The sequence below is a fragment of the Ezakiella massiliensis genome (genome assembly GCF_059862345.1).
Genome location: NZ_JCBCEO010000003.1, coordinates 66,841 through 93,112 on the forward strand (window position 1 = coordinate 66,841; position 26,272 = coordinate 93,112).

General features: G+C 33.8%; 24 protein-coding genes and 5 pseudogenes. 23 read left to right on the plus strand and 6 right to left on the minus strand.

Features of this window, described 5'->3' with window-relative positions:
• Positions 1–25: 25 nt before the first annotated feature.
• Positions 26–706 (minus strand): IS6-like element ISEnfa1 family transposase, encoded by a 681-nt coding sequence (locus AC6FXG_RS05195; RefSeq protein ID WP_000191454.1) that lies wholly within the window; start codon positions 704–706, stop codon positions 26–28.
• Positions 707–780: 74 nt separating this feature from the next.
• Positions 781–909, minus strand: a pseudogene (locus AC6FXG_RS05200) (helix-turn-helix domain-containing protein); the annotation flags it as partial.
• A 165-nt stretch (positions 910–1,074) separates the two neighbouring features.
• On the opposite strand from AC6FXG_RS05200, the gene AC6FXG_RS05205 reads away from it, so the two are divergent.
• The 5 genes from AC6FXG_RS05205 to bcrD all read left to right on the plus strand — a co-directional run bounded on the left by AC6FXG_RS05205 (position 1,075) and on the right by bcrD (position 4,546).
• Positions 1,075–1,272: a helix-turn-helix domain-containing protein gene (locus AC6FXG_RS05205; RefSeq protein WP_000384569.1), complete on the plus strand. Its 198-nt coding sequence runs from the start codon at positions 1,075–1,077 to the stop codon at positions 1,270–1,272.
• Positions 1,262–1,876, plus strand: coding sequence for a bacitracin resistance transcriptional activator BcrR (gene bcrR / locus AC6FXG_RS05210; RefSeq protein ID WP_171379436.1), 615 nt, complete (start codon positions 1,262–1,264; stop codon positions 1,874–1,876). The genes AC6FXG_RS05205 and bcrR overlap by 11 nt, the downstream gene beginning before the upstream one ends.
• A 180-nt stretch (positions 1,877–2,056) precedes the next feature.
• A complete protein-coding gene (gene bcrA / locus AC6FXG_RS05215) occupies positions 2,057–2,974 on the plus strand; it encodes a bacitracin ABC transporter ATP-binding protein BcrA (RefSeq protein WP_002576324.1) in 918 nt (305 codons plus the stop codon).
• Positions 2,967–3,716: an ABC transporter permease gene (locus AC6FXG_RS05220; RefSeq protein ID WP_000933358.1), complete on the plus strand. Its 750-nt coding sequence runs from the start codon at positions 2,967–2,969 to the stop codon at positions 3,714–3,716. Before bcrA ends, AC6FXG_RS05220 begins: the two co-directional genes overlap by 8 nt.
• The gene (gene bcrD, locus AC6FXG_RS05225) at positions 3,716–4,546 is read left to right on the plus strand and encodes a bacitracin resistance undecaprenyl-diphosphatase BcrD (protein ID WP_000242080.1); all 831 of its coding nucleotides are present in this window, start codon (positions 3,716–3,718) and stop codon (positions 4,544–4,546) included. Before AC6FXG_RS05220 ends, bcrD begins: the two co-directional genes overlap by 1 nt.
• Positions 4,547–4,742: 196 nt before the next feature.
• Here the strand turns inward: bcrD and AC6FXG_RS05230 are convergent, their stop codons facing one another.
• Both AC6FXG_RS05230 and AC6FXG_RS05235 read right to left on the minus strand, forming a co-directional pair.
• Positions 4,743–5,423 carry an IS6-like element ISEnfa1 family transposase gene (locus AC6FXG_RS05230; protein ID WP_000191454.1) on the minus strand — a complete coding sequence of 227 codons (681 nt, stop codon included), beginning with the start codon at positions 5,421–5,423 and terminating at the stop codon, positions 4,743–4,745.
• A gap of 127 nt (positions 5,424–5,550) precedes the next feature.
• Positions 5,551–6,867: pseudogene (locus AC6FXG_RS05235) on the minus strand (ATP-binding protein); the annotation flags it as partial.
• On the opposite strand from AC6FXG_RS05235, the pseudogene AC6FXG_RS05240 reads away from it, so the two are divergent.
• From AC6FXG_RS05240 to AC6FXG_RS05270, 7 genes and pseudogenes are all read left to right on the plus strand, one after another.
• A pseudogene (locus AC6FXG_RS05240) lies at positions 6,855–7,751 on the plus strand (efflux permease Rv1217c-related protein); the annotation flags it as partial. The pseudogenes AC6FXG_RS05235 and AC6FXG_RS05240 overlap by 13 nt on opposite strands.
• 622 nt (positions 7,752–8,373) lie before the next feature.
• Positions 8,374–8,427 carry an erythromycin resistance leader peptide gene (locus tag AC6FXG_RS05245; protein WP_201275882.1) on the plus strand — a complete coding sequence of 18 codons (54 nt, stop codon included), beginning with the start codon at positions 8,374–8,376 and terminating at the stop codon, positions 8,425–8,427.
• Between the two features lie 57 nt (positions 8,428–8,484).
• Positions 8,485–9,216, plus strand: a complete 732-nt coding sequence (gene erm(A) / locus AC6FXG_RS05250; RefSeq protein ID WP_023610344.1) for a 23S rRNA (adenine(2058)-N(6))-methyltransferase Erm(A) — start codon at positions 8,485–8,487, stop codon at positions 9,214–9,216.
• A 216-nt stretch (positions 9,217–9,432) separates the two neighbouring features.
• Entirely contained in the window at positions 9,433–9,957 is a 525-nt protein-coding gene (locus AC6FXG_RS05255; protein ID WP_001176020.1) for a phosphotransferase, read from the plus strand.
• A 283-nt stretch (positions 9,958–10,240) separates the two neighbouring features.
• Positions 10,241–10,453: pseudogene (locus AC6FXG_RS05260) on the plus strand (recombinase family protein); the annotation flags it as partial.
• A 518-nt stretch (positions 10,454–10,971) separates the two neighbouring features.
• Positions 10,972–11,403 carry an IS110 family transposase gene (locus AC6FXG_RS05265; RefSeq protein WP_316533178.1) on the plus strand — a complete coding sequence of 144 codons (432 nt, stop codon included), beginning with the start codon at positions 10,972–10,974 and terminating at the stop codon, positions 11,401–11,403.
• A 204-nt stretch (positions 11,404–11,607) separates the two neighbouring features.
• Positions 11,608–11,961: a transposase gene (locus AC6FXG_RS05270; protein WP_001895960.1), complete on the plus strand. Its 354-nt coding sequence runs from the start codon at positions 11,608–11,610 to the stop codon at positions 11,959–11,961.
• 482 nt (positions 11,962–12,443) lie between these two features.
• On the opposite strand, the gene AC6FXG_RS05275 is transcribed toward AC6FXG_RS05270, so the two are convergent.
• Both AC6FXG_RS05275 and AC6FXG_RS05280 read right to left on the minus strand, forming a co-directional pair.
• Positions 12,444–13,775 (minus strand): relaxase/mobilization nuclease domain-containing protein, encoded by a 1,332-nt coding sequence (locus AC6FXG_RS05275; protein ID WP_047211627.1) that lies wholly within the window; start codon positions 13,773–13,775, stop codon positions 12,444–12,446.
• 1 nt (position 13,776) lies between these two features.
• Positions 13,777–14,133: a plasmid mobilization protein gene (locus AC6FXG_RS05280; RefSeq protein ID WP_500571830.1), complete on the minus strand. Its 357-nt coding sequence runs from the start codon at positions 14,131–14,133 to the stop codon at positions 13,777–13,779.
• 295 nt (positions 14,134–14,428) lie between these two features.
• Here AC6FXG_RS05280 and AC6FXG_RS05285 point away from each other — a divergent pair, with 295 nt between their 5' ends.
• The 11 genes and pseudogenes from AC6FXG_RS05285 to AC6FXG_RS05335 all read left to right on the plus strand — a co-directional run.
• Entirely contained in the window at positions 14,429–15,067 is a 639-nt protein-coding gene (locus AC6FXG_RS05285) for a TetR/AcrR family transcriptional regulator (protein ID WP_500571831.1), read from the plus strand.
• A 123-nt stretch (positions 15,068–15,190) separates the two neighbouring features.
• The gene (locus AC6FXG_RS05290; RefSeq protein WP_237036044.1) at positions 15,191–15,787 is read left to right on the plus strand and encodes an MptD family putative ECF transporter S component; all 597 of its coding nucleotides are present in this window, start codon (positions 15,191–15,193) and stop codon (positions 15,785–15,787) included.
• Positions 15,777–16,490: an energy-coupling factor transporter transmembrane component T family protein gene (locus tag AC6FXG_RS05295; RefSeq protein WP_500571935.1), complete on the plus strand. Its 714-nt coding sequence runs from the start codon at positions 15,777–15,779 to the stop codon at positions 16,488–16,490. The genes AC6FXG_RS05290 and AC6FXG_RS05295 overlap by 11 nt, the downstream gene beginning before the upstream one ends.
• Positions 16,475–17,944, plus strand: a complete 1,470-nt coding sequence (locus AC6FXG_RS05300; RefSeq protein WP_316116567.1) for an ABC transporter ATP-binding protein — start codon at positions 16,475–16,477, stop codon at positions 17,942–17,944. The genes AC6FXG_RS05295 and AC6FXG_RS05300 overlap by 16 nt, the downstream gene beginning before the upstream one ends.
• Positions 17,934–19,724: an ABC transporter ATP-binding protein gene (locus AC6FXG_RS05305; RefSeq protein ID WP_019192375.1), complete on the plus strand. Its 1,791-nt coding sequence runs from the start codon at positions 17,934–17,936 to the stop codon at positions 19,722–19,724. Before AC6FXG_RS05300 ends, AC6FXG_RS05305 begins: the two co-directional genes overlap by 11 nt.
• Positions 19,717–21,462, plus strand: coding sequence for an ABC transporter ATP-binding protein (locus AC6FXG_RS05310; protein ID WP_237036046.1), 1,746 nt, complete (start codon positions 19,717–19,719; stop codon positions 21,460–21,462). Before AC6FXG_RS05305 ends, AC6FXG_RS05310 begins: the two co-directional genes overlap by 8 nt.
• A gap of 25 nt (positions 21,463–21,487) precedes the next feature.
• Positions 21,488–22,840, plus strand: a complete 1,353-nt coding sequence (locus AC6FXG_RS05315; RefSeq protein ID WP_117521142.1) for an MATE family efflux transporter — start codon at positions 21,488–21,490, stop codon at positions 22,838–22,840.
• A 311-nt stretch (positions 22,841–23,151) separates the two neighbouring features.
• Positions 23,152–23,562 (plus strand): sigma-70 RNA polymerase sigma factor region 4 domain-containing protein, encoded by a 411-nt coding sequence (locus tag AC6FXG_RS05320; protein ID WP_117520747.1) that lies wholly within the window; start codon positions 23,152–23,154, stop codon positions 23,560–23,562.
• Between the two features lie 436 nt (positions 23,563–23,998).
• Positions 23,999–24,208, plus strand: a complete 210-nt coding sequence (locus AC6FXG_RS05325) for an excisionase (RefSeq protein WP_009345237.1) — start codon at positions 23,999–24,001, stop codon at positions 24,206–24,208.
• Between the two features lie 77 nt (positions 24,209–24,285).
• Positions 24,286–25,521, plus strand: coding sequence for a site-specific integrase (locus AC6FXG_RS05330; protein ID WP_237036047.1), 1,236 nt, complete (start codon positions 24,286–24,288; stop codon positions 25,519–25,521).
• 144 nt (positions 25,522–25,665) lie between these two features.
• Positions 25,666–26,109: pseudogene (locus AC6FXG_RS05335) on the plus strand (lysine--tRNA ligase); the annotation flags it as partial.
• Positions 26,110–26,272: the final 163 nt, after the last annotated feature.

Genomic DNA, 26,272 nt, shown 5'->3' on the forward strand with positions numbered 1-26,272 from the left:
ATTAGTTTTTCAAGATGATTCTTATTTAAGCAGGGATTCCTAATAGTCCTTTGATTTCTGTACAGACGGAAAAGCCAAAAAGAGACCCTTCTTTTCGGCTTTTTTTATAAATTCCTCGAATCGCTTCCATGCCTTTAATCGTGGTTGAGGCTGTTCGCAAACTTTGGTAAAATTTGTTTCTTCGCTTAATTGGACGATGGTCTTGTTCAATCAGATTATTCAGATACTTGATTGTTCGATGTTCTGTTGTTATATACAGTCCATTTTTCTGAAGCTTTCTGAAGGCACTCTTAATAGAGGGTGCTTTATCCGTTACTAGAACCTTTGGTTCTCCAAACTGGTTCTTCAGTCGTTTTAGAAAAGCATACGCAGCCTGTGTGTCGCGCTTTTTCCGTAACCAGATATCTAAGGTTAAGCCATCTACATCGATAGCGCGATATAAATAATGCCACTTTCCTTTAATTTTGATATAAGTCTCGTCCATTTTCCATGAATAAAAGGACTGTTTGTTTTTCTTTTTCCAAATTTGATAAAGAATCTTTCCGTATTCTTGCACCCAACGGTAAATTGTGGTGTGACAAACGTGAATTCCTCGGTCATACAGAATTTCCTGCACTTCACGATAACTCAGGTTGTACCGAAGATAGTAGCCGACGGCTACGATAATCACGTCTTTTTGAAATTGTTTTCCTTTGAACTGAGTCATCTTCATTCCTCCAAGCTATCTTTTTCAATTATTTTACCTCAAAATGAGCTTATCGGAAACTTTGCAACAGAACCCATAATAGAGCGTGGCGTAAGGTCTACCAGTTGGGCAAGATATTCCTGTGTCCACCCTTTTGCTTCCCGAGCTTTTTTTATCGCTATACCTAACGGCTTAAAATCAAGTTTTCTTTCATCTTGGTACATTTTAATATCACCCTATATCATTGTACATTTCGGGTGATGATATTTGAACGAAGTATGATTTTATGTTTAGTAGTGTATAATTTCGTATTAGTGGAGAGAAACTTGCTATTATTCGTCATTCCGTATATAATAATTATATACTCTTTGCGAAAGGAAGTTGATATTATGGATTACATTTCTGTGAAAGCCGCTTCTGAAAAATGGGGCATATCGGAAAGACGGATACAAAAATTATGTGAGGAAAATCGCATTGACGGAACTGAAAAATTTGGTCGTGCATGGATGATACCAAAAGATGCAGAAAAACCCGTTGATGGACGTATGAAAACAAGGAACAAACAGGAGGAGAATCATGGAATTTAATGAAAAGCTACAACAGCTTAGGACTGGAAAGAACTTAACGCAGGAACAACTTGCGGAGCAATTATATGTATCAAGAACAGCCATTTCAAAATGGGAAAGCGGCAAGGGTTACCCTAACATTGAGTCGCTCAAGTGTATTTCTAAATTCTTTTCTGTGACCATAGATGAACTACTATCGGGCGAAGAACTGATTACACTTGCCGAAACTGAAAATCGTTCCAACTTGAAAAAGATTTACAACTATATTTATGGAATATTGGATATGATGGCAGTTGCGTTTATATTTCTTCCGTTATATGGAAACTCTGTTGGCGGTTATGTTTATGCGGTCAATCTACTATCATTTACAGCCACCACACCATTCAATCTTGCAGTCTACTGGAGTGCTTTTGCCGCCTTGATTGTAATAGGGATTGCTAAAATAATACTTACCCATTTAGATAAAGAAACATGGGGCGGCATTGCTACAAAATGCTCCCTTGGACTCACTGCTTTGGCTATCTGTTTCTTAGCAGCAGCAAGAGAACCATATATAACAGCACTTATGTTTCTGCTATTTGTTGCTAAAATATTTGTCTGGATAAAGCAAACCCAAACAAAGTAAAATGCCATAAACCCTTTAAAATAGGCTCTGACACGATAAGTGTCGGAGCTTTTTTCGTGCTGACATCTATTGTGTCGGCATTGTGACGGTAGATTTCTTGGCTTCTATGCAATACTCGTGGATAATAAGATTGTGGTCAGCGAAAACAAGAACAGCAACCCACGGAAAGGAGAATCAAATATGGATTATATCATTGAAACAGAAAATCTTACGAAGCGATACGGAACAGCCACCGTTGTCGATAAGGTAAATCTTCATGTGCCAAAGGGCAAAATTTATGGTTTGCTCGGCAGAAACGGAGCAGGCAAAACCACAGCAATGAAAATGATGTTGCAGCTTGCTTTCCCAACGGAGGGAACGGTACGCTTGTTTGGCACAAACTATAAGGAAAATATCCATACCCTTTATAGCAAAGTAGGCTCTATTATCGAAACACCGGGATTTTACAGTAATTTAACAGGGTATGAGAATTTGCAAATTCTCGCTAAACTGCGAGGGGGAGTATCTAAAAGTGGAGTAGAAAAAGCTCTTGAAGTTGTGGGGCTGCATAAGGAGAAAAGAAAAGTCTTTTCCGATTATTCCCTCGGAATGAAGCAACGGCTTGGTATTGCCGCCGCCATTATGCACGAGCCGGAGCTTTTAATACTTGACGAACCGATTAACGGACTTGACCCCATTGGAATAGTTGAAATACGCTCATTTTTATCTGAACTTAGTCACAATCATGGCATTACCATTTTTATCTCAAGCCATGTTTTAAGCGAGATTGAACAGATAGCAGATATTATCGGCGTTATGCACGAGGGGCATTTAGTAGAGGAAGTGAATATATCCGAGCTTCACAAAAGGAATCGAAAATACATTCAATTTGATTTATCTGACAGTGAGATAGCCGGAAAGATTTTAGAAAACCACTACCACATGACGGATTTTACAGTGCAGGACGGTACGGTGAGAATTTATGACTTTAGCCAAAGTGTTGGAGAAATCAATCGAGAATTTGCACGAAATGGACTGCTCGTGACAAGGATAAATGATAGTGAGGAAAACTTAGAGGACTACTTTTCTAAACTGATTGGAGGTGGCGGTATTGCTTAATCTTATTTCTTGTGAATTATTAAAACTAAAGCGTTCAAAAATGGTGCTAATTAGTGTGGCAGGGGTATTATCTACCCCACTTTTGATGTTAATAGAAGCCTTGCAAACACATTTTGATAAGCCGGAGATTATCTTTACCTTGTCTGACATATACAGCGACAGTGTACTGTATATCATGCTGCTGGTAAACATTATGATATATGTGGCAATTGCAGCTTACTTGTTTAGCAGAGAGTACACAGAAAGCACACTCAAAACCATATTGCCCATACCCATTTCAAGGACAAAACTATTAATTGGAAAATTTTGCACCCTGCTTCTTTGGATTGTTATGCTCACCCTTGTAACATGGGCAGGTATATTTATCGCTTGTGGGCTATATCACGCTGTCTTTACATTGGAGGGATATAGCTTACTAGTGGCAATAGTATGGCTCCCCAAGTTTTTGTTTGGCAGTATCCTGATGTTTTTAACAGTTTCTCCTTTTGTGTTTGTTGCTATGAAAACAAAAGGATTTGTCGCCCCGATGATTGGCTCTGCCGTGATTGTCATGGGAAGTGCCGCACTTTCAAATCAAGAATGGGGAGCGTTGTATCCGTGGACAGCCACCTATTTCTTGGTGCAGGGTAAACTTCAGAGTACCGGCTATCCTACACTGCTGTCTGTATCTATTATTATTCTTGTATCAGCAGTTGGTTTTCTTATGACCTTTCATCATTTTAAAAAGGAGGATTTGAAATAATGGTACTTGATTTTATAGAAATTTTAAAAGTTATTTTTCTTGGAATTGTTGAGGGTATTACTGAGTGGCTACCTATCAGCAGCACAGGACATATGATTCTTGCGGACAAATTTATCACACTTAATATGAGCGAAGCATTTAAAGAAATGTTTTTTGTTGTTATTCAACTTGGAGCTATACTCGCAGTGGTTGTAATGTTTTGGAACAAGATGTTTCCATTTCAGCTAAAGGATAAATCGCAGCCACTTGTTAAAAAGGATACTTTCTCGTTGTGGTTCAAGGTTGCAGTGGCTTGTATACCGTCAGGTATTATGGGGATTTTATTTGATGATTATTTGGATGCTTACCTCCAAACCCCCATTGTGATTTCAATCATGTTAATCTTTTATGGTTTGTTATTCATTCTCATAGAAAATTGGAATAAAAAGCGTACTCCTACTACTATGGCACTTTCTGACATCAGCTATAAAACAGCAATCTTGATAGGGGCATTTCAAGTGTTATCACTTATACCCGGCACATCAAGGTCGGGAGCAACGATTATAGGTGCTTTACTCATAGGAGTTTCACGAGTGGCAGCAGCAGAGTTTACTTTTTTCCTCGCAGTACCTACTATGCTTGGAGCAAGTGCTTTTAAGCTGTTAAAATTCGGGTTTGATTTTACAAGTGCAGAACTGCTCGCTCTTGTTCTCGGTATGGCTGTGGCATTTGCGGTATCTGTCTTAGTAATTAAATTCCTAATGAACTTTATCAAAAAACATGATTTTAAGGTGTTTGGTTGGTATCGAATTGTGCTTGGTATACTTGTTGTACTTATAACAGTAATGTGATAGAAAAACAATTCCATAAGCAATAATCTGCCGCACGACGGCAAAAGAAAAAAGCCGTCGTACAGCAGACATATTTTCACGCCTATGAAACGGTGGCTTTGATTTTCAGAGCCGCCGTTTCTTTGCGTTTACACAAACCAATGGGTTCTGTTGCAAAGTCTCAAAAAGGTCATTAGTTTTTCAAGATGATTCTTATTTAAGCAGGGATTCCTAATAGTCCTTTGATTTCTGTACAGACGGAAAAGCCAAAAAGAGACCCTTCTTTTCGGCTTTTTTTATAAATTCCTCGAATCGCTTCCATGCCTTTAATCGTGGTTGAGGCTGTTCGCAAACTTTGGTAAAATTTGTTTCTTCGCTTAATTGGACGATGGTCTTGTTCAATCAGATTATTCAGATACTTGATTGTTCGATGTTCTGTTGTTATATACAGTCCATTTTTCTGAAGCTTTCTGAAGGCACTCTTAATAGAGGGTGCTTTATCCGTTACTAGAACCTTTGGTTCTCCAAACTGGTTCTTCAGTCGTTTTAGAAAAGCATACGCAGCCTGTGTGTCGCGCTTTTTCCGTAACCAGATATCTAAGGTTAAGCCATCTACATCGATAGCGCGATATAAATAATGCCACTTTCCTTTAATTTTGATATAAGTCTCGTCCATTTTCCATGAATAAAAGGACTGTTTGTTTTTCTTTTTCCAAATTTGATAAAGAATCTTTCCGTATTCTTGCACCCAACGGTAAATTGTGGTGTGACAAACGTGAATTCCTCGGTCATACAGAATTTCCTGCACTTCACGATAACTCAGGTTGTACCGAAGATAGTAGCCGACGGCTACGATAATCACGTCTTTTTGAAATTGTTTTCCTTTGAACTGAGTCATCTTCATTCCTCCAAGCTATCTTTTTCAATTATTTTACCTCAAAATGAGCTTATCGGAAACTTTGCAACAGAACCCTTCTTCTCATAAAGACTTTGAACGACTTTTAAGGTATCATTTGCACCCATATTAAATTTTCTATTTGCTTCTGATTGTTTTCGTCCTCTGGGTCTACACCAAAAAAGGCTAAGGTCTTTTTAATCTCGTTAAGGTCAGTGGAACGAAATGCAAATTTTAAGCCGAGGTTATTTTTCAGTTTTTCATCTAAGAGGTCGTCTGTATTTTGGGTCACGAAATATACCCCAGCGTTCATAGCACGACCAGCCCGAACCAGCTTCATAGATAGTGTTTTTCCTTGTGCTACCTGTAAAAAGCTCCATGCTTCGTCTAAATCTACAATCTTGAAAATGCTTCGGTCTGTATGGATAAAGTCTAAAGCAAAGGTACTAATGACAATCAGCATAGCAACGGATAAAAGCTCCATAGTGGTATATTCCTCAAAGGAAGTTTCCTTGTCGGGAAGTACCAAGTCCGCAACCTGTATAATGTTCAGTTGTTTTTCTAAGCTGATAGACTGCTCCACATAACCATTACTGAATAATAAATGTGCAAAGTCATAGTCTGTAAAACTTTCGATATGGTCGGCTATGCTGGTGCTTATTTGAGTTCCCTCAACCCGTAATTCCTCAATCACTTTCATCAACCCTCGTACTTCACTATTGGTTACTGCACGAATGGCTTTTCTAAGGATTGGGAAGCGTTCCCCATCACGAGAGGAAATCCCCGTAAGGAATGTCAGAATATCAATAGCCAGTGATTCAGAATCTTTGGGATTTTTCATAATCACATAAGGGTCAAGTAAGCCTTTGTTTTTCTCATCAGAAGTCAGAGTGACGATATTGATTTCATGGGAAATCTCTGGCAAGGTTTCTTTCCATCTGCCACGTTCTGCTTTTGGGTCTACAATCACTGCTTGTGCCCCATAAAGCACCGCATAATAGACGATAAGGTTATTCGCAAAGGATTTACCACCACCCAGCGAACCAACAAAAGCCGACGCTAACGCATTGGTTACTGAACCCTTAACCCCTTGACTGGCAAGAGCAGGTTTCAGATAGACATTGCGTCCAGTATCTAAGCTGTAGCCAACATAAATCCCCTCATTTTCCCCCAGCATTTGAGTAGCACCAAAACCTAAACCAGCGAGGAAATCAGAGGTCACGTATTGAATATAATCATTCATATAACGCTTGCTGGCAGGTAAAAATTCTTCATGTAAGCCGAGCATATCCCCAAATGGTCGTACCAGTTTTACGCTTAAATCGTCATAAAAATCTTTCACTTCATTACAACGACGTTTGAGTTCGTCAAGATCATTTGCTGATACCCTTACCACATAAGACAGCTTGTACATAGATTCCTTGCTTTGGTCTAAATTGGTTTCCACTTATTTTTGCTTTAATTTTCAGTATAATAGTGGTGTTCATAGCTTTTTCACTTGAAGGTGGCCGCGATATGGGGGCTGGATATTTACCGCAAAGAGAAGGGCGTGAAAGTGCAAAGCAGTCTTTGCTGTCCGTCCGAGGATTATTTATAAATATTAATAAAGGTGTCATTATTAGTTGGTTAATCGCATATGTTGTTATGGGTGCTGCCTATGGTTCGATTTATGGAGATATGCAGACATTCCTAGAAAGTAATGAAATGATGAAACAAATGTTTTCTCATACAGGATTTTCTATTGAAGAATCATTCACAGGCACAGTTATGATGGTTTTGATTGGTTTAGTTTCCATTCTACCAATTGCGATTGTAAATAAACTCTTTTCTGAAGAAAGACGATTACACTTAAGTCAGATTTATGCAACAAAAGTAACCCGCAGTCAATTATATTGGACTAGTATAGGGTTATCGATATTAAGCGGATTATTAGGAGTTTTATTAGCAGCAGGTAGTCTTGGAGGTACTGCTATCTCTGCGATGGGGAATAGCGGAGAGATGGATATAGTTGACTTTTTTGCTGCTGGCTTTAACCTTTTCCCTACTGTTTTATTCTTTATAGGTCTGGCAGCGTTAGCTCTTGGATGGGCACCGAAACTAGGTAAAATAGTGTATATTTATCTTACATTCTCTTTTTTATTAAATTATTTTAGCGGCTTAATAGACCTCCCGGAATGGTTTTTAAATACTGCTATACAAAGTTGGATGCCTCAAATGCCAATGGATGATTTTGAAGCATCAGTTTTTCTTACAGTTACTATAATTAGCATTGCTTTAATAGTAATAGGTTTCTTGGGGTATAGTAGAAGGGATATGAATGAAGGAGCTTAAATTGATTGAATAGTAAATAGTGTAATCTAATGATTTAAATTCTTGTGTTGTAGGTTTTAACATTAGTCGATGAAAGCAATTAAATTTTATTATTACAGTTTCATATATTTGATAAGGATAGAAGTATTCTAAACTAGAATTATATTTCGATTCTTTTGGCGACCATTAGAAAGCTAGTCGTTATGTTCCCACGAACGTACAAATTAGTCGATATGTTCCCATATACAACAGTTTCGCTAAAAATCATAAATACATCAATTCTATCAACTCGTCCCACGTTGAAGCAGCAATTCTGATGACGTATTGTGGTTTGGACAAGGAATAATAGGAGTCAACCACAACATGTAGTGGTTTGAGTACGAAAATTGGGTCAAAAACAGGCTAAAAAATACCGTTTTTTGACCCTTTTAAATAGGGCATTTGACAGATGACATTTGATGTTTCGGGATTAAAAATCCATAGGGTGAGGTAGATTAGCACAGAACTTTATTGAATAGAGAAATTAAAAGTGATATAATCAGTTGCATAAGGAGGAGTTAAATATGTGTACATGTATTGCAGTAGTAGATATTACTTTATCTCATTTATAATGAAAAAAATTAAAGGAGGTAAAGGTATGGGTATGTTTTCTATATTTGTTATTGAGAGATTTCATTATCAACCAAACCAAAAATAATTGGTTATAATGAGCTCTTAAGATTAGTTCATTATAACCGGAAAGGAGAAGATTATAATGAAACAGAAAAACCCGAAAAATACGCAAAATTTCATTACATCTAAAAAGCATGTAAAGGAAATATTAAAATATACGAATATCAATAAACAAGATAAAATAATAGAAATTGGGTCAGGAAAAGGACATTTTACCAAGGAACTTGTGGAAATGAGTCAACGGGTGAATGCTATAGAGATTGATGAAGGTTTATGTCATTCCACGAAAAAAGCAGTTGAACCTTTTCAGAATATAAAAGTTATTCATGAGGATATTTTGAAGTTTAGCTTTCCTAAAAATACAGACTATAAAATATTTGGTAATATTCCCTACAATATTAGTACTGATATTGTAAAAAAGATTGCTTTTGATAGTCAAGCGAAATATAGCTACCTTATTGTAGAGAGGGGATTTGCTAAAAGGTTGCAAAATACCCAACGAGCTTTAGGTTTGCTGTTAATGGTGGAAATGGATATAAAAATTCTTAAAAAAGTGCCACGAGCATATTTTCACCCTAAGCCTAATGTAGATTCTGTATTGATTGTACTTGAAAGGCATAAACCATTTATTTTAAAGAAGGACTACAAAAAGTATAGATTTTTCGTTTATAAATGGGTAAACAGGGAATATCATGTTCTTTTTACTAAAAATCAATTAAGACAGGTGCTGAAGCATGCGAATGTTACTGATCTTGATAAATTATCCAATGAACAATTTTTGTCTGTTTTCAATAGTTACAAATTATTTCAATAAATTAAAAATAATTAAGCGTTCTCTAACTTTAAGAGAACGCTTAATCTTATTACATTGAAAAATGCATTCTATTATTTTCAATTATTATGATATAACATAACTATCATTTTACTTATTTGCATATTTGCACGAAAATATAGTTATCGACGACTATTCTGATAATAGCAACTAATATAGTCAATGATAACTCAAAATTTATTGATATAGTAGGTATATGTGCAACTAATTAGGGAAGATTTTAGCTTGCCATTTCTGAAACAGCTAAAACAAGTATTGCGTAAAGAATGCGCCAGTCTTCCCATGGACTTAAAATGCTTGCTTGGGGCACACATAAAACCCCTTGAACAATCTATTGACAGAGTTGAAGGACTGTCGGAGATTCTAAGACGAAGTAATCCTAAAATGGCCCTATGCCATACAGATATTCATAATTGGAACTTGATGCAACGGGATGAGCAGTTAGTTCTAATTGACTGGGAAGGCTTGAAATTGGCTCCAGTAAAAGCTGATCTCATGTTTTTTGTTGATAAGCCATATTATGATGTATTTATGAACATATACCTGAAATTACACAAAGATTTTTTAATCAATACGGATGCTTTGTTATTCTATCATATTAGACGTAAACTAGAAGATATATGGGAGTTTATTGAACAACTTTTATATGACAATCAAGAGGATAAGGAAAGAAATGAAACTATAAAAGTTCTTGATGGTGAACTGAATAACTTAGTGTTTTGAAAAAAGAATAATGTATTATTAAGCTAAATAATATTGGAGAAGAAAATGAATAAACAAGAATTATATCAAATTGCTTTCAGTATAATTAATCATAAAAAGTTACGGAACTTTGGAACTTCAGGGCATGTGGAGACGGTGGTATTGATGTCAAGGAAAATAAGATAATAGGCTATAAAAGTGTTGAAATTAATGGTTTTGGGGTTTTAGAAGAAATCCTAAAAGCCATTTTTCTATTTAGATAAATATCTTAATTATAATTAAAGAATAAATTGAGGATCAAGAACCTCAATATTATATAGAAAATAGCCACGAAGCGATCATACCAAAAGAAATCTTCATGCAAGTCTAAGAAGAAATGGATAGACGAGCTAATATGGTAAGTGGCAAAGGGAAAAGAAGAATCTATTCCAGTAAATACGCCCTTTCAAGTATTGTCTACTGCTCTATATGTGGGGATATTTACAGGAGAATAGCATGGAATAATAGAGGAAAGAAAAAAACAAGTTATTTATAGTGTTAAATTACCAACACTCTTATTACTTCCTATGTAATGTTTACAGTTCTAGTATCATAACTTGTTCAATTAGAGGATTTAAACAGATTTTTGTGGGCTGTTTTTTAGTACCATAAATAGTGTAAGAAAGGAAGTAATTCCTATCTTGCACTATTTTTGTATAATGAAGAAGTAGTATGACGAGGCTGTTTTAGGGTTGAAACATCCGCCACAAAAACTGTCAACTACCTTTTCATTATTCATATTCGGTTAAGCAGGTTGGGCAAAACGCCCGTGTCACAAGCTAAAAAGAGTGTAATGGTGCAGGTAGAAACTACAAAATAAAAAGAAAGAGGAAAAAACATGATATCTGTAGGAATAGACATATCAAAAGAAAAAATCACAGTTTGTGCATTAGGACAAGGAAGCAAAATAATCTGGAAACCCTTTGATGTTTCTCTAAAAAAACAGAAGTAGAAAAATTTTTAGAGAAACTAGAAAAAATAAAAGAAGAAGTAAAAATAACAATGGAAGCAACAGGAAAATATCATCTCCCAATACTTTATGAATTAAAAGATAAAGACTACTTTGTAACAGTAATAAATCCATTAAAAATGAAACAATTCTGTAGAGCATTAAACTTTAGAAAAGCAAAAAACGACAAGATAGATGCAAAACAAATAGCAGAATATGGACTAATGTATTGGAAAGAATTAGAAGAATACAAAATAGATGAAGTGAACTACAGAATCCTAAAAGAATTAAATAGAAGCTACCAACATTACATGGAGCTAAGAATCGACCAAATGAACTACATAGATCAAACAATACATCAAACATTTCCAGGCATAAAAAAACTAATACCACATAATTCAGGAGACTTTTCAAAAGACAAACTATTGGACTTTCTAGAAAAATGGTGGCATAAAGACCTAGTATTAGAAAAAACATAAGAAGAATTTGTAGAAGAATATAAAACTTGGGCAAAGGAAAAGAGATACCATCCAAATGCAAACAAAGCAAAAACCATTTACAAAATAGCAGAGGATAGTATCTCAACACAACCTTCTCATAACTCAAAACTAGAAACGAATATCAGAGAAGGAATAAACCTGATAAAACAAATAAATCAGATTCTAAATAGAATTTTATCACAAATGATAGAAATATCCGAGCCCTTAGAAGAATATAAAGAAGCAAAAAAATTCTCAGGCATATCAGAAAAATTAGCAGTACAAATAGTAGCAGAATTTGGAGACCTATCAAAATTTAAAAACAAAAAAAGCCTAATATCCTTTATAGGAATAGACGCACCACCATATGAATCAGGAAACTTTAAAGCAGATCAAAGAAAAATAAGTAAAAGAGGAAACGCAATACTAAGAAAAGTAGGCTACCAAGCAATGAAATGTATGATGAGTGCTAAAAATCCAGAAAATGAAATATATAAGTATATGATAAAAAAAGAAAAAGAAGGGAAAGCCAAAACGTTTGCAAATTTGCAGGCTTAAACAAATTCTTAAGAATCTACTATGCAAGAGTTATGGAATCAAAAGCAGAGAAAAAAGAATTAAAAGTAGCATAAGATTTAAAATAACACTAAAAAGCAAGCCGATTGATTACACTCGGCTTGTTTGCTATACGCTAATTTAATAACTCAAATAATCAAATAACCTGAAATTTATATCAGGTTATACTTGACTTTTGTTAGCAGGTTTCTTTTATAAAAAATGATATAATAAATTATGAGATGCGTATTTATTGCTTATTCTCACATGCTTGTCTGTCCAATTATTGGACTAGTAGGTTTAATACTTGGGGTAAGGGAAAAAGATAGGTTTTTTATGGCATTAAATGTCCTTTTTATCTTATTACTTCCTATAGCAATGTTTGCTAGTCATCTAGTAGGATCTCTTTAAGTAAGATAATAAGTTTAGAATAAAAATTTGTAAATAATTTTAAAAAAGCTATAAGTTTATCCGCTTATAGCTTTTTATCTCTCCACTTCCTTTCCATAATAATTTTCATAGTTTTTCCTATACTGAACAAGGTCAGAAAATTGTTCTTTATTCAAAGAATACTCTTGCATAAGGGTGTTCTTTTTTTCTTGCAATTTATCGAGATTTGATAGTATTTCTTTTGTGCTTGGAAGCTTTTTATAGTTTTCTAAAATTTCTTTAGCGGCTATTTTATAAACAGAAAGTTCACTATAATATTCTTCTGCAAACTGATTATCTTCAGGATTTTTCTTGTGGTATTTATAGATTTCACGATACTTATTTATAGTATTTATATTTTCCATATCTTGGGATAAACTTTTCATTTCACTTTCGATTTTCTTTATTTTATCTAACAAGTCTTGTCTATCATCAGCAGATTTTTTGATTAGATCATCGAGTTTAGTAATAGATTTAATTCCTTGTTCTCTAAGCTTAATTATCGAGTCAGCCATTGTTTTGATATTATGTTTTCTTGCCCAAACTTCATAACCTTTTGAGGATTGAGCTTTTTCATTAGTGGATATATCAATAACATTTCCTACACGCTTTTTAATAGGATTAGCTTTATTTTTAATTGCTAAATCTATTCGTTCTTTGATTTTTTCCTCAGTATAATCTTCTCCGATAGTCTTAGCTCTTGTAAATCTTTGCTTATCTTTATGACGAAAAGCAATGTGTTTACCAAACTTAATTTCATAATCAATAGATTTCATATTATCTAAAAATTCTTCCCACGAGTTAGACTTATTGATCATTCTATCTATATCAAATTGAAGTTTAGACTTCCAAGAATTTCCTTTCTTGTTTTGATCATATTCGTACCAAGACTTACCAGCAGTTTTATATTTTCTCTTGTAAGCTTCATAGTATTTATCAATGACTGAAAGCTTATTTTCTTTACATAATTCATCACTTTGATACCTGATTTTGTGGTAAGATTTTTTGTTAGATTGGTAGCATTTACCAGTCTTGTAATTAACATTATTAAAAATTATATGGTTATGGATATGTCCTCTATCTATATGAGTTGCAAGAACAAATTCATAATCTTCTTTTAAAATTTTCTTACATAATTCCATTCCAATTTCGTGAGCTTTTATAGGATCAACCTCTCCTGGTAGAAAAGATTGAATTAAATGTCTAGCTAAGACTGTTCCTTTAGTATCATTATCTTCTCGAGTTTTCAAAAATTGAATATGGGCAGTAGATGGATGACATTTGAATGAAGATACTAAGACTTTTTCATCAGTTTTTTCGCTCTTAGTAATGTAATCTATTGCTAAATTTAGAGTTGATTTTATAGGATGTATTTTTGTAATTGCCATATTAATCACCAGAACTTTCTTTTGATTTATTAAGAAGTAGGGAATGGATCTGCCATATTTCTCTTGATAAATTTTCTATCTGTTTATTCATCGATTCAATTTCATTTTTGTAAATAACACCAGTTGTATTAGTAGCTTTTGCAATCTGGTTTATATTATTTGTTGCATTCGAAAGTAGCCATTGGAGATCTCTAAATGGTTCTAAATCTACTACATAAATTTCTTTTTCTAATACGCATTTTCTAAGAAAATGGGACATAGTTTTGCAATTAGCAAGTTTCATTTTCTTTTCAAAAACTTCTTTTTCTTCTTTGGTTAGTTTTATTTCGATTCTTTCATTTCTAAATCTATTTGCCATTTTATTCTCCTTTATAAAATATATTTCGGGGTCTTAGGGTTCTCCCTAACAAGGTAAAAATTAAAAAAATGGAGCATTCCGTAAAGGTCTGCTCCATTAATTTTTTTCGTAAGTGTCCGTACACTTACTGTGCTTGCTACAAAAGAAAGAATTAGATAGCAAGCATTAAGCAAGTTTTGAATTTATTATTTAATTATAACATAAAAGTCAATGTATGTATATCAATATCTTGACTTTTAAACACAACAAGTGCTATAATATAACTAAGTTATATTTAAAGGAAGGAGGGCAAATCATGGCAAACGGAGATTATGAAGTAACTCATAATAGGATTCTTAATAGCGGTAAGAAAATTTTCAAAGAACAAGGATTTGAAAAGGCAAATTTAAGAGTTATTTGCAAAGAAGCAGGTGTTACTACTGGGGCGTTTTATGGTCATTTTGATGATAAGGAAGCACTTTTTTCTGAGTTAGTTGAGCCGATTGTAAGCCGAATACGAAAATACTATGCTATGTATGAGGATAAGAGTTTTGAGACATATAAAAAGGAAGTTCCGCTTGGGAAAGAAACCATTTATAAAATTTTAGACTCTAAAGCACATGGTGCTGTTAAGATGGTCTTGTATTTTTTTGAAAATAAAGATGCGTTTGAGTTATTAGTGTTTGGTTCTTATGGAACAAAATACAGTAATTTTTTAGATGAACTCGTGGAAATAGAAGATAAAAATCACATCAAAATATTAAGCATGATTTATGGTGAAGATGGTGTCGGTAGTGTAATAACCGATATGGGAATTCACTTAATTAACCATGCATATTATTATGCTTTATCTGAAGTTGCTGTTCATTCTAAAAGCAGAGAAGAAGTAGAATTAAATGCCAAACTAATTTCAAAATTCTTTAATGAAGGATGGGGCAAAATAAGAGGTTTGTAAAATGGAAAATTTTTTTGCATCAAATATAACTTAGTTATATTAAAGATTTAATTTTATACAAATTGGCAACATGCTGCTTTACAAGCAGATAAAAAATATTATATGTATTCAAGGAGGAGAAAAATGAATTTAAAAGGTATTGTAAAAATAGCAGTATTTTCTGTTATTGGATTTGTTCTTACGATGGGATTAGGATTTTTGACAGGTTCTTTTGGAATGATTCCGAGTTTGTATTTATCATCGGCACTTGCAACAATTATTGCCGCACCAGTTTTTGTAATAATGTGTAAACAAGTCGCACAAAGAGGAACAGCATTCTTATATTTCTTATTACTCGGCGTGTTCTATGCTCTTATGGGAATGTGGCCTGTAATAGTAGTTTGTGCAATTGCAGGAATATTAGCAGAGCTTGTGATTGGTAAAAAGGAAAATTACTCAGGCAATAATATGAAAGTAGGACTTGGTTTTGGTGCTGGTATGTTTATATATTCGCTTCATGCGATGTATTTCACATTCGTATTTGGAGTAGAAGGTCTTACAAAACAATTCCCTAAGATGTTTACAACAGACTATGCAACATTTCTTTATAATTTTTACACCCCTAAAAACATTGCAATTTGCGTAGTGATCGCAATCGTTGCATCAATTATTGGTGCTAATTTTGGAACATATATTTACAACAAATTCTTTAGCAACAGGAAGAAAAAAAGTGTTTTGTAAAGGTGAAAAAAACTATATAGAAGGATACCAACTATTAGATAAAATCAACCCACTTACTATAGTTGGGTTGATTTTACTATTTTCAGTTATTCTAACTGTTGGAGAGCAATCACAATATTTATTTTCCCTTATTTTTGTCTTAGGACTATTATTCTTATTTTCTAGAAGAAAGGCATTTAGAACGATATGTTCATTGCTTATAGTATGGGGACTTATTTATTTGCTGAAACCCCACTTAGGAAATGTTTTGGTTGGTTCTATATATACAATGCTACTTATAGTGTTGAAATTTGCTCCACTTTTCATTTTGGGAAAAGTGCTGTCTTCATATAGTTCTTCGCATCTAATTGCTGCATTTAGAAAAATTGGTATTGATGGTGGAATAGGTATAGGAATCACACTGTTTTTTCGTTTTATTCCGGAAATTTCTATTAGGATGAAGGAAATAAACAATGGCATGAAAATTAGAGGATTTAAAGCAAGTATTTTCAAACCAATTAAAACATTTGAATTATATTTTGTTCCTCTTATGTATAAGTGCATAGATATAAGCGATACCTTAACTTGTTCAATCATATCAAAAGGCATTGAATATGATGGTAAAAAAACAAGTTTCCATGATGTAAAATTTACTTTTATCGATATTGTAATGTTAATGATTGGAATAATTTTGGTTTTGGTGAGTGTATGGAAAATATCTTAGAAGCAAATATACGCAAATTTTCATACGGAGAGGACTTAGTACTAAAAGACTTAAAACTGTCTGTAAAAAAAGGAGAGATAGTTGTATTAACAGGTCTTTCAGGATGTGGGAAAACAACATTTTTAAGACTTCTAAATGGACTCATTCCATATTTTTACGAAGGAAATTTAGAAGGTAATGTTGAGCTTTTGGGAAAAGAAATATCTTCGTATCAGAAAGGTGAACTTGCAAAATATATAGGAAATGTATTTCAAAATCCCAAGGATCAGTTCTTTTGCGATGTGGTTGAAGATGAAGTTGCTTTGGTAGGAGAAAATCTTGGGTTAGATGGGAACTTATTAAAAGAAAAGGTAGATAAAGCATTAAATTTACTGGAGATAGGTCATATAAGAAAAAAATCTATCTTTGAATTGTCTGGTGGAGAAAGACAAAAGGTGGCGATAGCAGGAACACTTATTTATGATACAGACATTATCTTTTTCGATGAACCTTCAAGTAGCCTTGATTATGACAGTATAAGGAAATTTGAAAACATACTTGTTAAGTTAAAAGCGATTGGCAAGACAATTGTAATAGCTGAACATAGATTGTATTACCTTAAAAATATTTTTGATCGTCTTGTCTATATGAAAGATGGAACGGTAGAAAATATTTTTAAAAAAGGTGAACTCGATAACCGGAAGTGTAAAGAACTGGAATTAAGAACATTAAATGAAAAAGAACTTGTGTCGGAAAAAGAGCCATTAAAAACCAGAAGCTATATAAAAGTCGACAATGCAAATATTCACCAAGGAAAAAGAACTTTGATAAAAGATTTGACTTTTGACATTAAAGAAAAAGAAATCATGGGAATTATTGGTTCTAATGGAATTGGGAAAACAACATTAGCAAATTCTTTGTGTGGGCTTTCAGAAAAAAGATTAGATGTGAATTATGGAAAGAACAAGAAGGAACGATTGAAAAATTCTTATTTAGTTTTGCAAGATGTTGATGCTCAGATTTTTTTAGACACTGTGGAAAATGAGCTGATATTTTGTAAAGAAAAGAATACGGAAAGTGATTTAGAAGAAATACGAGATTACTTAAAGAAAACAAAGTTGTGGCATAAGAAAGTAAGCCACCCACAAAAATTGTCTGGTGGTCAAAAACAAAGACTTGCGATTATTACTTCGTTTTTATCCAATCGAAAATTGATAGTTTTAGATGAACCGACCTCTGGACTTGATTATAGAAGTATGAGTATTATATCTGATTTAATTACAGAAAAATCAGAGGAAGTTCCATTTATAATTATTACGCATGACTTGGAACTACTATTCAAAACTTGCCATTCTGTTTTAATGATTGGCAGAGAAAATTATAAAAAAATATCTGTAAAAGGAAATGAACAAGTCATTATGGATTTTATGGATAATAAAAAATCTTTGATTAAGGAGGAGAATGATGTTAAATAAGGTTTTTGAGTATGCTGGTTCGCATAAGAAAACAATACATTTAGCGAGTTTTATTATGCTATTAAGTGTCATTATGGGAGTTGTGCCATTTCTATTTGCTTATCAGATTATAAATCCTTTGATTTTAGGACAAAATTTGGAATTCAAAAGGTTAGTTATTTTGCTTGCCGGTATTTTGATATGTTTGGTTTTGCAAGCATTATTAGGTGGTTTGGCTCTTAATATGTCTCATAAGGCAGCATATAACACATTATTTGGACTTAGAACATCTCTACAAAAAAAGATGGAGAATCTTCCCTTAGGAGCTATTGAAGAAAAGGGAACAGGTGCTATTAAAAAGATGTTTGTAGATGATATTGGTAGTTTGGAAGTTCTTTTGGCACACTCATTGCCTGAAGGAATTGCCAATTTAATTGTGCCTGTAATGGTATATATTGCAATGTTTTTCGTTGACTGGAGACTGGCACTTATGTCTTTGGCATCCATTCCACTAAGCATTGTCGCTATGATGATTATGTATTCCGCGGGAATGAAAAAAATGGGACCATATTATATGGCGAGTGAAAAAATGAATAATACCATTATTGAATATGTGAATGGTATGGAAGTAGTAAAAGTGTTTAACAAGCAAACGGAATCTTATCAAAGATTTTCTAAAGATGTTGGAGATTATAGAGATTATGCACTCGCTTGGTATAAGACTGCATGGCCATGGATGGCATTGTATAGTGCCTTGCTCCCATGCACGATTATATTAACATTGCCGCTTGGCGGTTACTTTGCTTACATGGGCTATGTTAGTCTTTCTGATTTGATATTGGTATTATGCCTATCTTTGAGTATTGGCTTACCACTCTTAAAGGCTTTGGGATTTTTACCAACAATGCCACAGCTTAATTATAAAATATCTGCATTGGAAGATGCTTTAAATATAGAACCATTAAAACAAGGTGAAAACAGGTTTAAAGGTATAGATCATACTATTTCCTATGACAATGTTACATTTGGTTATCAACTAAGCAAGATGGGAGAAAATGGACAACCTGAAACATACATTAAAAATGTGATTCATAATGTGAGCTTTACAGCAAAAGTTGGAGAAAAGACAGCCATTGTTGGAGAATCAGGCTCAGGTAAAAGCACTTTAGCGAAACTCTTAATTCATTACTATGATGTTTTAGAGGGAAGCATTAGCATTGGAGGACAAAATTTACAGGATATGAGTCTTAAGGCACTGAATAAAGAGATTTCTTATGTATCTCAAGACCAATATTTATTTAATACTTCACTCTTAGAAAATATTCGTATCGGAAATTTGTCAGCTACCGATGAAGAAGTGATAGAAGCTGCAAAGAAAGCTCAGTGTATGGAATTTTTAGATAAGCTCCCAAATGGTATTTACTCTTTGGCTGGCGAGGCAGGAAAGATGTTATCAGGTGGAGAGAGACAAAGAATATCCCTTGCAAGAGCTATCTTAAAAAATGCACCGATTGTTGTACTTGATGAGGCAACAGCCTATGCAGATCCTGAAAATGAAGAAAAGATGGAAGCTGCGATTGCTGAACTTGTAAAAGGTAAAACATTGATTGTAATTGCTCATAAACTTCCGGCAATTGTAGATGCAGACCAAATATTGGTAATGAATCATGGTCGTTTAGTTGCAAATGGAAAACATAAGGACTTGTTAGAATCATCAGCAGAGTATCGTAAATTATGGAATGCGACAATATTTAGTAAGGAATGGAAAATTGATAGAAAGGCAGGTGAAATGAATGTTTAAGCTAATATCAAGAATTTTAAACTTGTCAGGAAAGTATAAAAATAGAATTAAAGGGGCATTTGTTTTTGCCTTTGTTGAATCCATATTAAGTAAAATGCCTATATTTATTGCATTTACCGTTTTGATAGGATTTTATGAAAAAACGAATACCTCCAAAACTTTTCTATATGTAGGAATAGGACTTGTTTTAGTGGTTTTATTACAAGCGGTGGTTCATTTCTTAAGCGATAAATTGCAAAGTGCAGCCGGCTTTCTGATTTTTGCAGACAAAAGGATGGAGCTTGGAAATCACCTTAGAAAACTTCCTATGGGATATTTCACATCAGGAAATTTAGGAAAAATCAATTCTGTTTTAAGTTCAGATATGGCATTCATTGAGGAAGTATCCATGAGTACCATAGCTAATATGATGAGTTATGTGCTTTCAACCGTTGTGCTTACTATATTCATGTTTGTTTTGGATTATAGAATAGGTCTTGTGTCTGTGTGTGTAACTCTAATAGCAACATTACTTGCAAGCAGAATGAATAAAATGTCTTTATCTGAAGCTGTTATCAGGCAAGAGCAAGGAGAGAAGCTAACAGATGCAGTTTTGTCATTTGCAGAAGGAATTAGTGTAATCAAAAGCTATAACCTTTTAGGAGACAATTCAAAGGCTCTTACAGACAGCTTTGCTTCATCAAGAGACACTTCTATAAAGTTTGAAAAGAAGATGACACCTTGGACAAGCGGATTGAACATCATTTATGGTATCGGAATTACATTTATTTTGGCACTTGCTTTGTATCTTCATTTACAAGGAATGTTGAAACTTCCTTATGTGTTAGGACTGATACTATTTGTATTTGACTTATTTAGTCCATTAAAAACTCTTTATGGAGAAGCAAGTAGGCTAACAGTTATGAATGCTGCTTTAGATCGTATTGAAGAATTATTAAACGAAACAGAACTACAGGATACAGGTAAAAAACATATCTTAAAGGCTAGGTTTGGTGAGCCGGAAATTAGTTTTAATCATGTGAAATTTTCTTATGGAGAAAAAGAGGTTTTGCATGATATGAATTTTGAAATGAAAAAGAATACAATGACAGCTTTAGTTGGACCATCTGGTGGAGGAAAATCTACAGTAGCCAACCTTTTAGCGAGATTTTGGGATGTAGACTCCGGTGAAATTTTGATTAGAGGAGTGAATATAAAGGATGTTTCACTATCTGAATTGATGTCGGAAATTAGTATGGTTTTCCAAAGAGTGTATTTATTCCAAGATACGATTTTTAATAATATTGCCATGGGGAAAGAAAATGCGACGAAAGAAGAAGTTATAGAAGCCGCAAAAAAAGCAAGATGCTATGACTTCATTATGGCACTTCCTGATGGATTTGACACAATGATTGGAGAAGGAGGAGCAACTCTATCCGGTGGTGAAAAACAAAGAATTTCTATTGCTCGCTGCATATTAAAAGATGCTCCTATTGTAATTCTTGACGAGGCAACAGCAAGTGTTGATGTGGACAATGAAAGCTATATACAGGAAGCAATCAGTGAATTGGTAAAAAACAAGACATTGCTTGTGATTGCCCATAGATTAGGCACAATCAAAGAGGCTGATAATATTATTGTAATAAAAGATGGGAATATTGCAGAACAAGGAATTCACAGTGATTTAATGACTTTAGATGGAATCTATAAAAATATGGTACAACTGCAAGAAAAAAATAAAGGACTTAAAATTATATAAAATTGGTCTAAGAGAGGAGAAGACGATGAAACAAGATATGAAAGAACAATTATTAACAAAAAGACCAATAGACTTGTTATTTCAATTATCTATACCGGCTGTTATCGGAATGATTGTTATCGGCTTATATCCGTTAATGGATGGAATATTTGCTGGAAAAATCATAGGGCAAACAGCAATGACAGCCTGTGGTGTCGCAATGCCGCTTACATTCTTTAATAGCGGTGTATCTACGCTTCTTGGTGTTGGTTCGGCATCCGTTCTCTCCAGAGCGATAGGAAAAGGAGATCAGAAAACCGTAGATAAAATTATGGGCAACCTAATCTATTGGGTGATTTTCTTCTCTGTAATTATTACGGTTGGAGGAATACTTCTTGCTCCACATTTTTTAGATATGGTCGGTGCAACGGGTGAAATCAAAGCCTATGGTATTAGATACCTTAGAGTGATTTTTATAGGCTCTCTATTTGTAAACTTCACACAGTCCGCAAACATGGTTATGCGTGGTGAAGGACTGATGAAAAAAGCTATGACGATTATGGGATTTGGGGCATTACTGAATATTATTCTTGACCCTATCTTAATGACTGTTATGGGTGAATATGCGATTGAAGGTGCTGCCCTTGCAACCATCACAGCACAATTTGTTCAGGCAGTGGCAACACTACATTATTTCTTGAAGAAGAGTAAAGTTGTTAAAATCCATAAGATAAAGTCTGATCCGGAGATAAAAAAAGAAATGTTTGGGGTAGGATCATCAGCTATGATGATGCAACTTCTGTTTATGATACAGCAGACCATGCTTTATAAAATGGCATTTAAGTATGGCGGAGATACCAATGGAATTTTGATGGCGGCATCACTTCGTGTATATGCCTTTTCATTTATTCCTCTTTGGGGAATGAGTCAAGGATTGCAACCTGTTGTTGGAACAAACTTTGGAGCAAAGCAATATGACAGAGTAAGAGAAGCTATGAAGGTCTTTTCTATTGGCGGTTTAGTTCTTGCAGGAATCTTTTGGGTTCCATCCCTATTGCTGTCAAGTCAGATACTTTCGCTATTTGGTGTAGAAGCAAACATCATTGCACAAGGGGTTGGAAATTTTAGATTGTTCTATTCCGTTTTTATCTTGTATGGAGTAATGGTTATGACTGTTACTTTCTTCCAATCAATCGGAAACGGAAAGAAAGCCGGAACTATTGTTATGCTTAGACAGTTATTCTTATTTGTTCCTGCAATGATCTTTTTGCCAATGGTATTTAGAATAAAAGCTGTTTGGTTCACACAGCCACTTGTAGATTTCATTATGATTGTTGTTGGAATATTTATGATGATTGGCGAGTTGAATAAAATGGGACAAGAAAAAGTTCAAGCATAAAATTTCTTATCAGGTGTTTAGAATTTGAAGCATTAGAAGGATTTTATTTATGGGAAATAGTTAGCTATAAAATGGAGGGATAGAAATGGAAAAGTCTATATATTTATTTGAAAGAATAAACCACAATAAGAATAGTCCTTTTTCCTATAAGCTTTATAGCTATTTATCTTTCCATATGCTTGTCTAAACAATTAAATATAATTAAAGGAAGAACAAGTTTCTTTCGTTTTAGAGGACTTCTCATGCCAAGATGCAGGAGTCCTCCTTTTTTTGCCTGAAAACGCAGACAAAAAAAGAATGGAGGAAACATTATGGCAAGAGAATATTACCTTTATGTCAGAGGAGAAAAGGTAAAAGTCAGTGAAGATATTTATAAAGTCTACTGGCGAGAACGTGAACACGAGAAGTATTTAGAGCGAGTGGACAAGAAAAACCACTTGCTCTTTTTTTCATCCCTAAAGCATGACGGGAATTTTGAAGACAATCTAGAAGATAAAAATGTTGATGTAGAAAAAGTTGTAGCTACACAAATTATGATTGAAGCACTAAGTAATGCTATGTCAAAGTTAAATAAGGATGAACGGGAAATCATTGAAAGATTATATTTCAATGATGAAACACTTCGTTCAGTAGCAAAGACTCAAAATATATCACATCCTGCTTTAATAAAAAGGCGAGATAAGATTTTAGAAAAACTAAAGAAATTTATAGAAGAAATATAATTTCTGGTTACCAAAGAGGGCAAATTTTCCTTTATAAAGTGAGGGGGATTTTGTCCTCTTTCTATTTTAAAAAGAAATCTAAACAATATTTGAACCTTAACAATTGAATAGACCAAGACAAGACATTAATCATTTTTGGAGCGTAATAACCTATCCGCCAAGATCTTTCTGCTGAATAATTCGGCAAAACAAGTACTGCTAAGCTAAAAGCAAGGGAAGAAGAAAGGGAGCGATAAGTAAGAGTTTGAATATAGGGAGGGATACCCTATTCGCTTTGAAGAAAATGAGGATAATGATACATCTAAGGTTGAAGCCGGCTCATCCTGAACAGAGGCGGAGGTGAGATTCCTATGTTGCTAATCCAAGGCACTTGTCAATGTCAAAAAACTTTAAAAATATAAAAATAAATATTTTAAATATATTATTTGGAGGATTTATGATTAACGAAAATATAAAAGGTGTTCGTGTTTCTGAGAAAGCATTTCTAACATTAAAAGAAGCATCTGAATATTTTAATATTGGTCAAGATAAAGTTAGACAATTAACGGATGAAAATGATTGCGATTTTGTATTATTTAATGGTAGTAAGCGTCTTATTAAGAAAAAGTTAATGGAAGAATATTTAAATAGACAGTTCTCTATTTAATCTAAAACTATATATAAAACACGCTTAATGTGGTATAATAATTATAGCGTGTCTTTTATCAAAAAAGGAGAATTTTTATGGTGAAAAGACGCAAAGATAGTAAAGGGGTTGTTTTAAAAGACGGTGAATATCAAAGATCAAATGGCACTTATGAATTTAAGTGGCAAGACAAAATAGGTCGTAGAAAATCTATCTATGCGAAAACTCTAAAAGAATTAAGAGAAAAGGAATTAGATATTTTACGCAATACTATAGATGGAATCAACAACGAAGGAAGTAGCTTATCTGTAAATGATACTTTTAAGCTATGGACAAAGGTAAAAAGAGGTTTAAAAGATAATACCTTTAAAAATTACATCTATATGTATCAACAATTTGTCGAACCGACTTTTGGTCGCATTAAACTATCTGATATTAAAAGATCTGATGTTAGAAGTTTTTATAACAGATTAAAGGAAGATCAGGGATTGATGGTTTCTACCATAGATTGTGTTCATACTGTCTTACATCAGGTTTTAGAATTAGCAGTGGATGACGAATATATAAGATTTAATCCATCTGACAATGCTTTGAAGGAATTGAAAGTAGCTTATCGAAATGAATCTCTGAAGAAAAAAGCCATGACAATAGAAGAACAAGTGCTATTTGAAGAATATTTATCTAATAGTGATGAATATAAAAAATGGTATCCAATATTCATTGTTATGCTTTGGACAGGAATGAGAGTTGGAGAAGTTACAGGATTGCAATGGGACGATCTAGATTTTGATAATGGTCTTATAAATGTAAATAGGACTTTGGTATATTATAGTAAAGGTAAAGGATTAAACAATAGATATGCTATTAATACACCGAAGACAGCATCAGGTAAGCGAAGTATTCCTATGGTTCAAAAAGTAAAAGATGCTTTTCTTATGGAAAGAGAGTTACAAAAGACTTTTGGAATCGAATGTTGTGATTCAATCGATGGATTTAAAGACTTTGTATTTTTAAACAGATTCGGAAAGGTTCACAATAATGGAACACTTAATAAAGCTTTAAGAAGAATTGTTAGAGATTGCAATTTAAGTATAATGGATAAAAATAAATCGAGCTCTAATGATATTCTATTAGTTCCACATTTAAGCAATCACATTTTCAGACACACCTTTACTACAAGGCTTAATGAACAAAATATAAATACAAAAGCAATGCAGTCTATTCTAGGTCATTCTGATATTAGTACAACAATGGATATATATGTAGATGCAACAGAAGATTTTAAGATAGAACAGATGGGAGAATTTGAAAAAGCGATGAAATTTATATTTTAGAATTTACGACAGCTTACGACAAATTTACGACAATTTGCTAGAAATCTATAGGCACTTATAGAGAGTTAGCAAATTGTCGTAAATGGAAAAGTACCATAAAATAGACTTTTATAGAGATTTAGACAATTATCTAAAGTAGAGGGGATTTTCCCAACAATGAAGCCAATAGGCTTAGAAAAGGCAAGCACAGAAGCCATCAAGGCAGAAAAACTCGACCTATCAAAAGTAAAAGTCGAACCACTCTTTGAAGATATGGTTGACTTTGAAAAATTCTCTGAATCAGATTTCAGAGTTGTAAAGGTCAAGGCTTGCGAAGAAGTTCCAAAGTCCAATAAATTATTGCAATTTACCCTTGATGATGGATCAGGCACTGACAGGACAATCCTATCAGGCATCAAAAACTTCTACTCCGCCGACGAACTTGTGGGCAAGACCCTTCTTGCAATTACAAACCTCCCACCAAGAAAAATGATGGGCGTAGAATCATGCGGCATGCTATTATCAGCAGTCTGTGACTACGATGGAGAAGAAAAATTAAATTTGATCATGCTAGATGAAAATATCCCAGCAGGATCAAAAATTTATTAAAGAACACGCTAATTATAAAACTGGGGTTTGTTATGAATCCCAGTTTAATTTTTATAATGAAGATTGAAAATTGATAAAAAACGTTAGTGACTCTACATTGAAATAAATTAACTGATCTAAGCAGGGCAGGTTTTTATGTTGCGGTCATAAGTGCCAGACATAG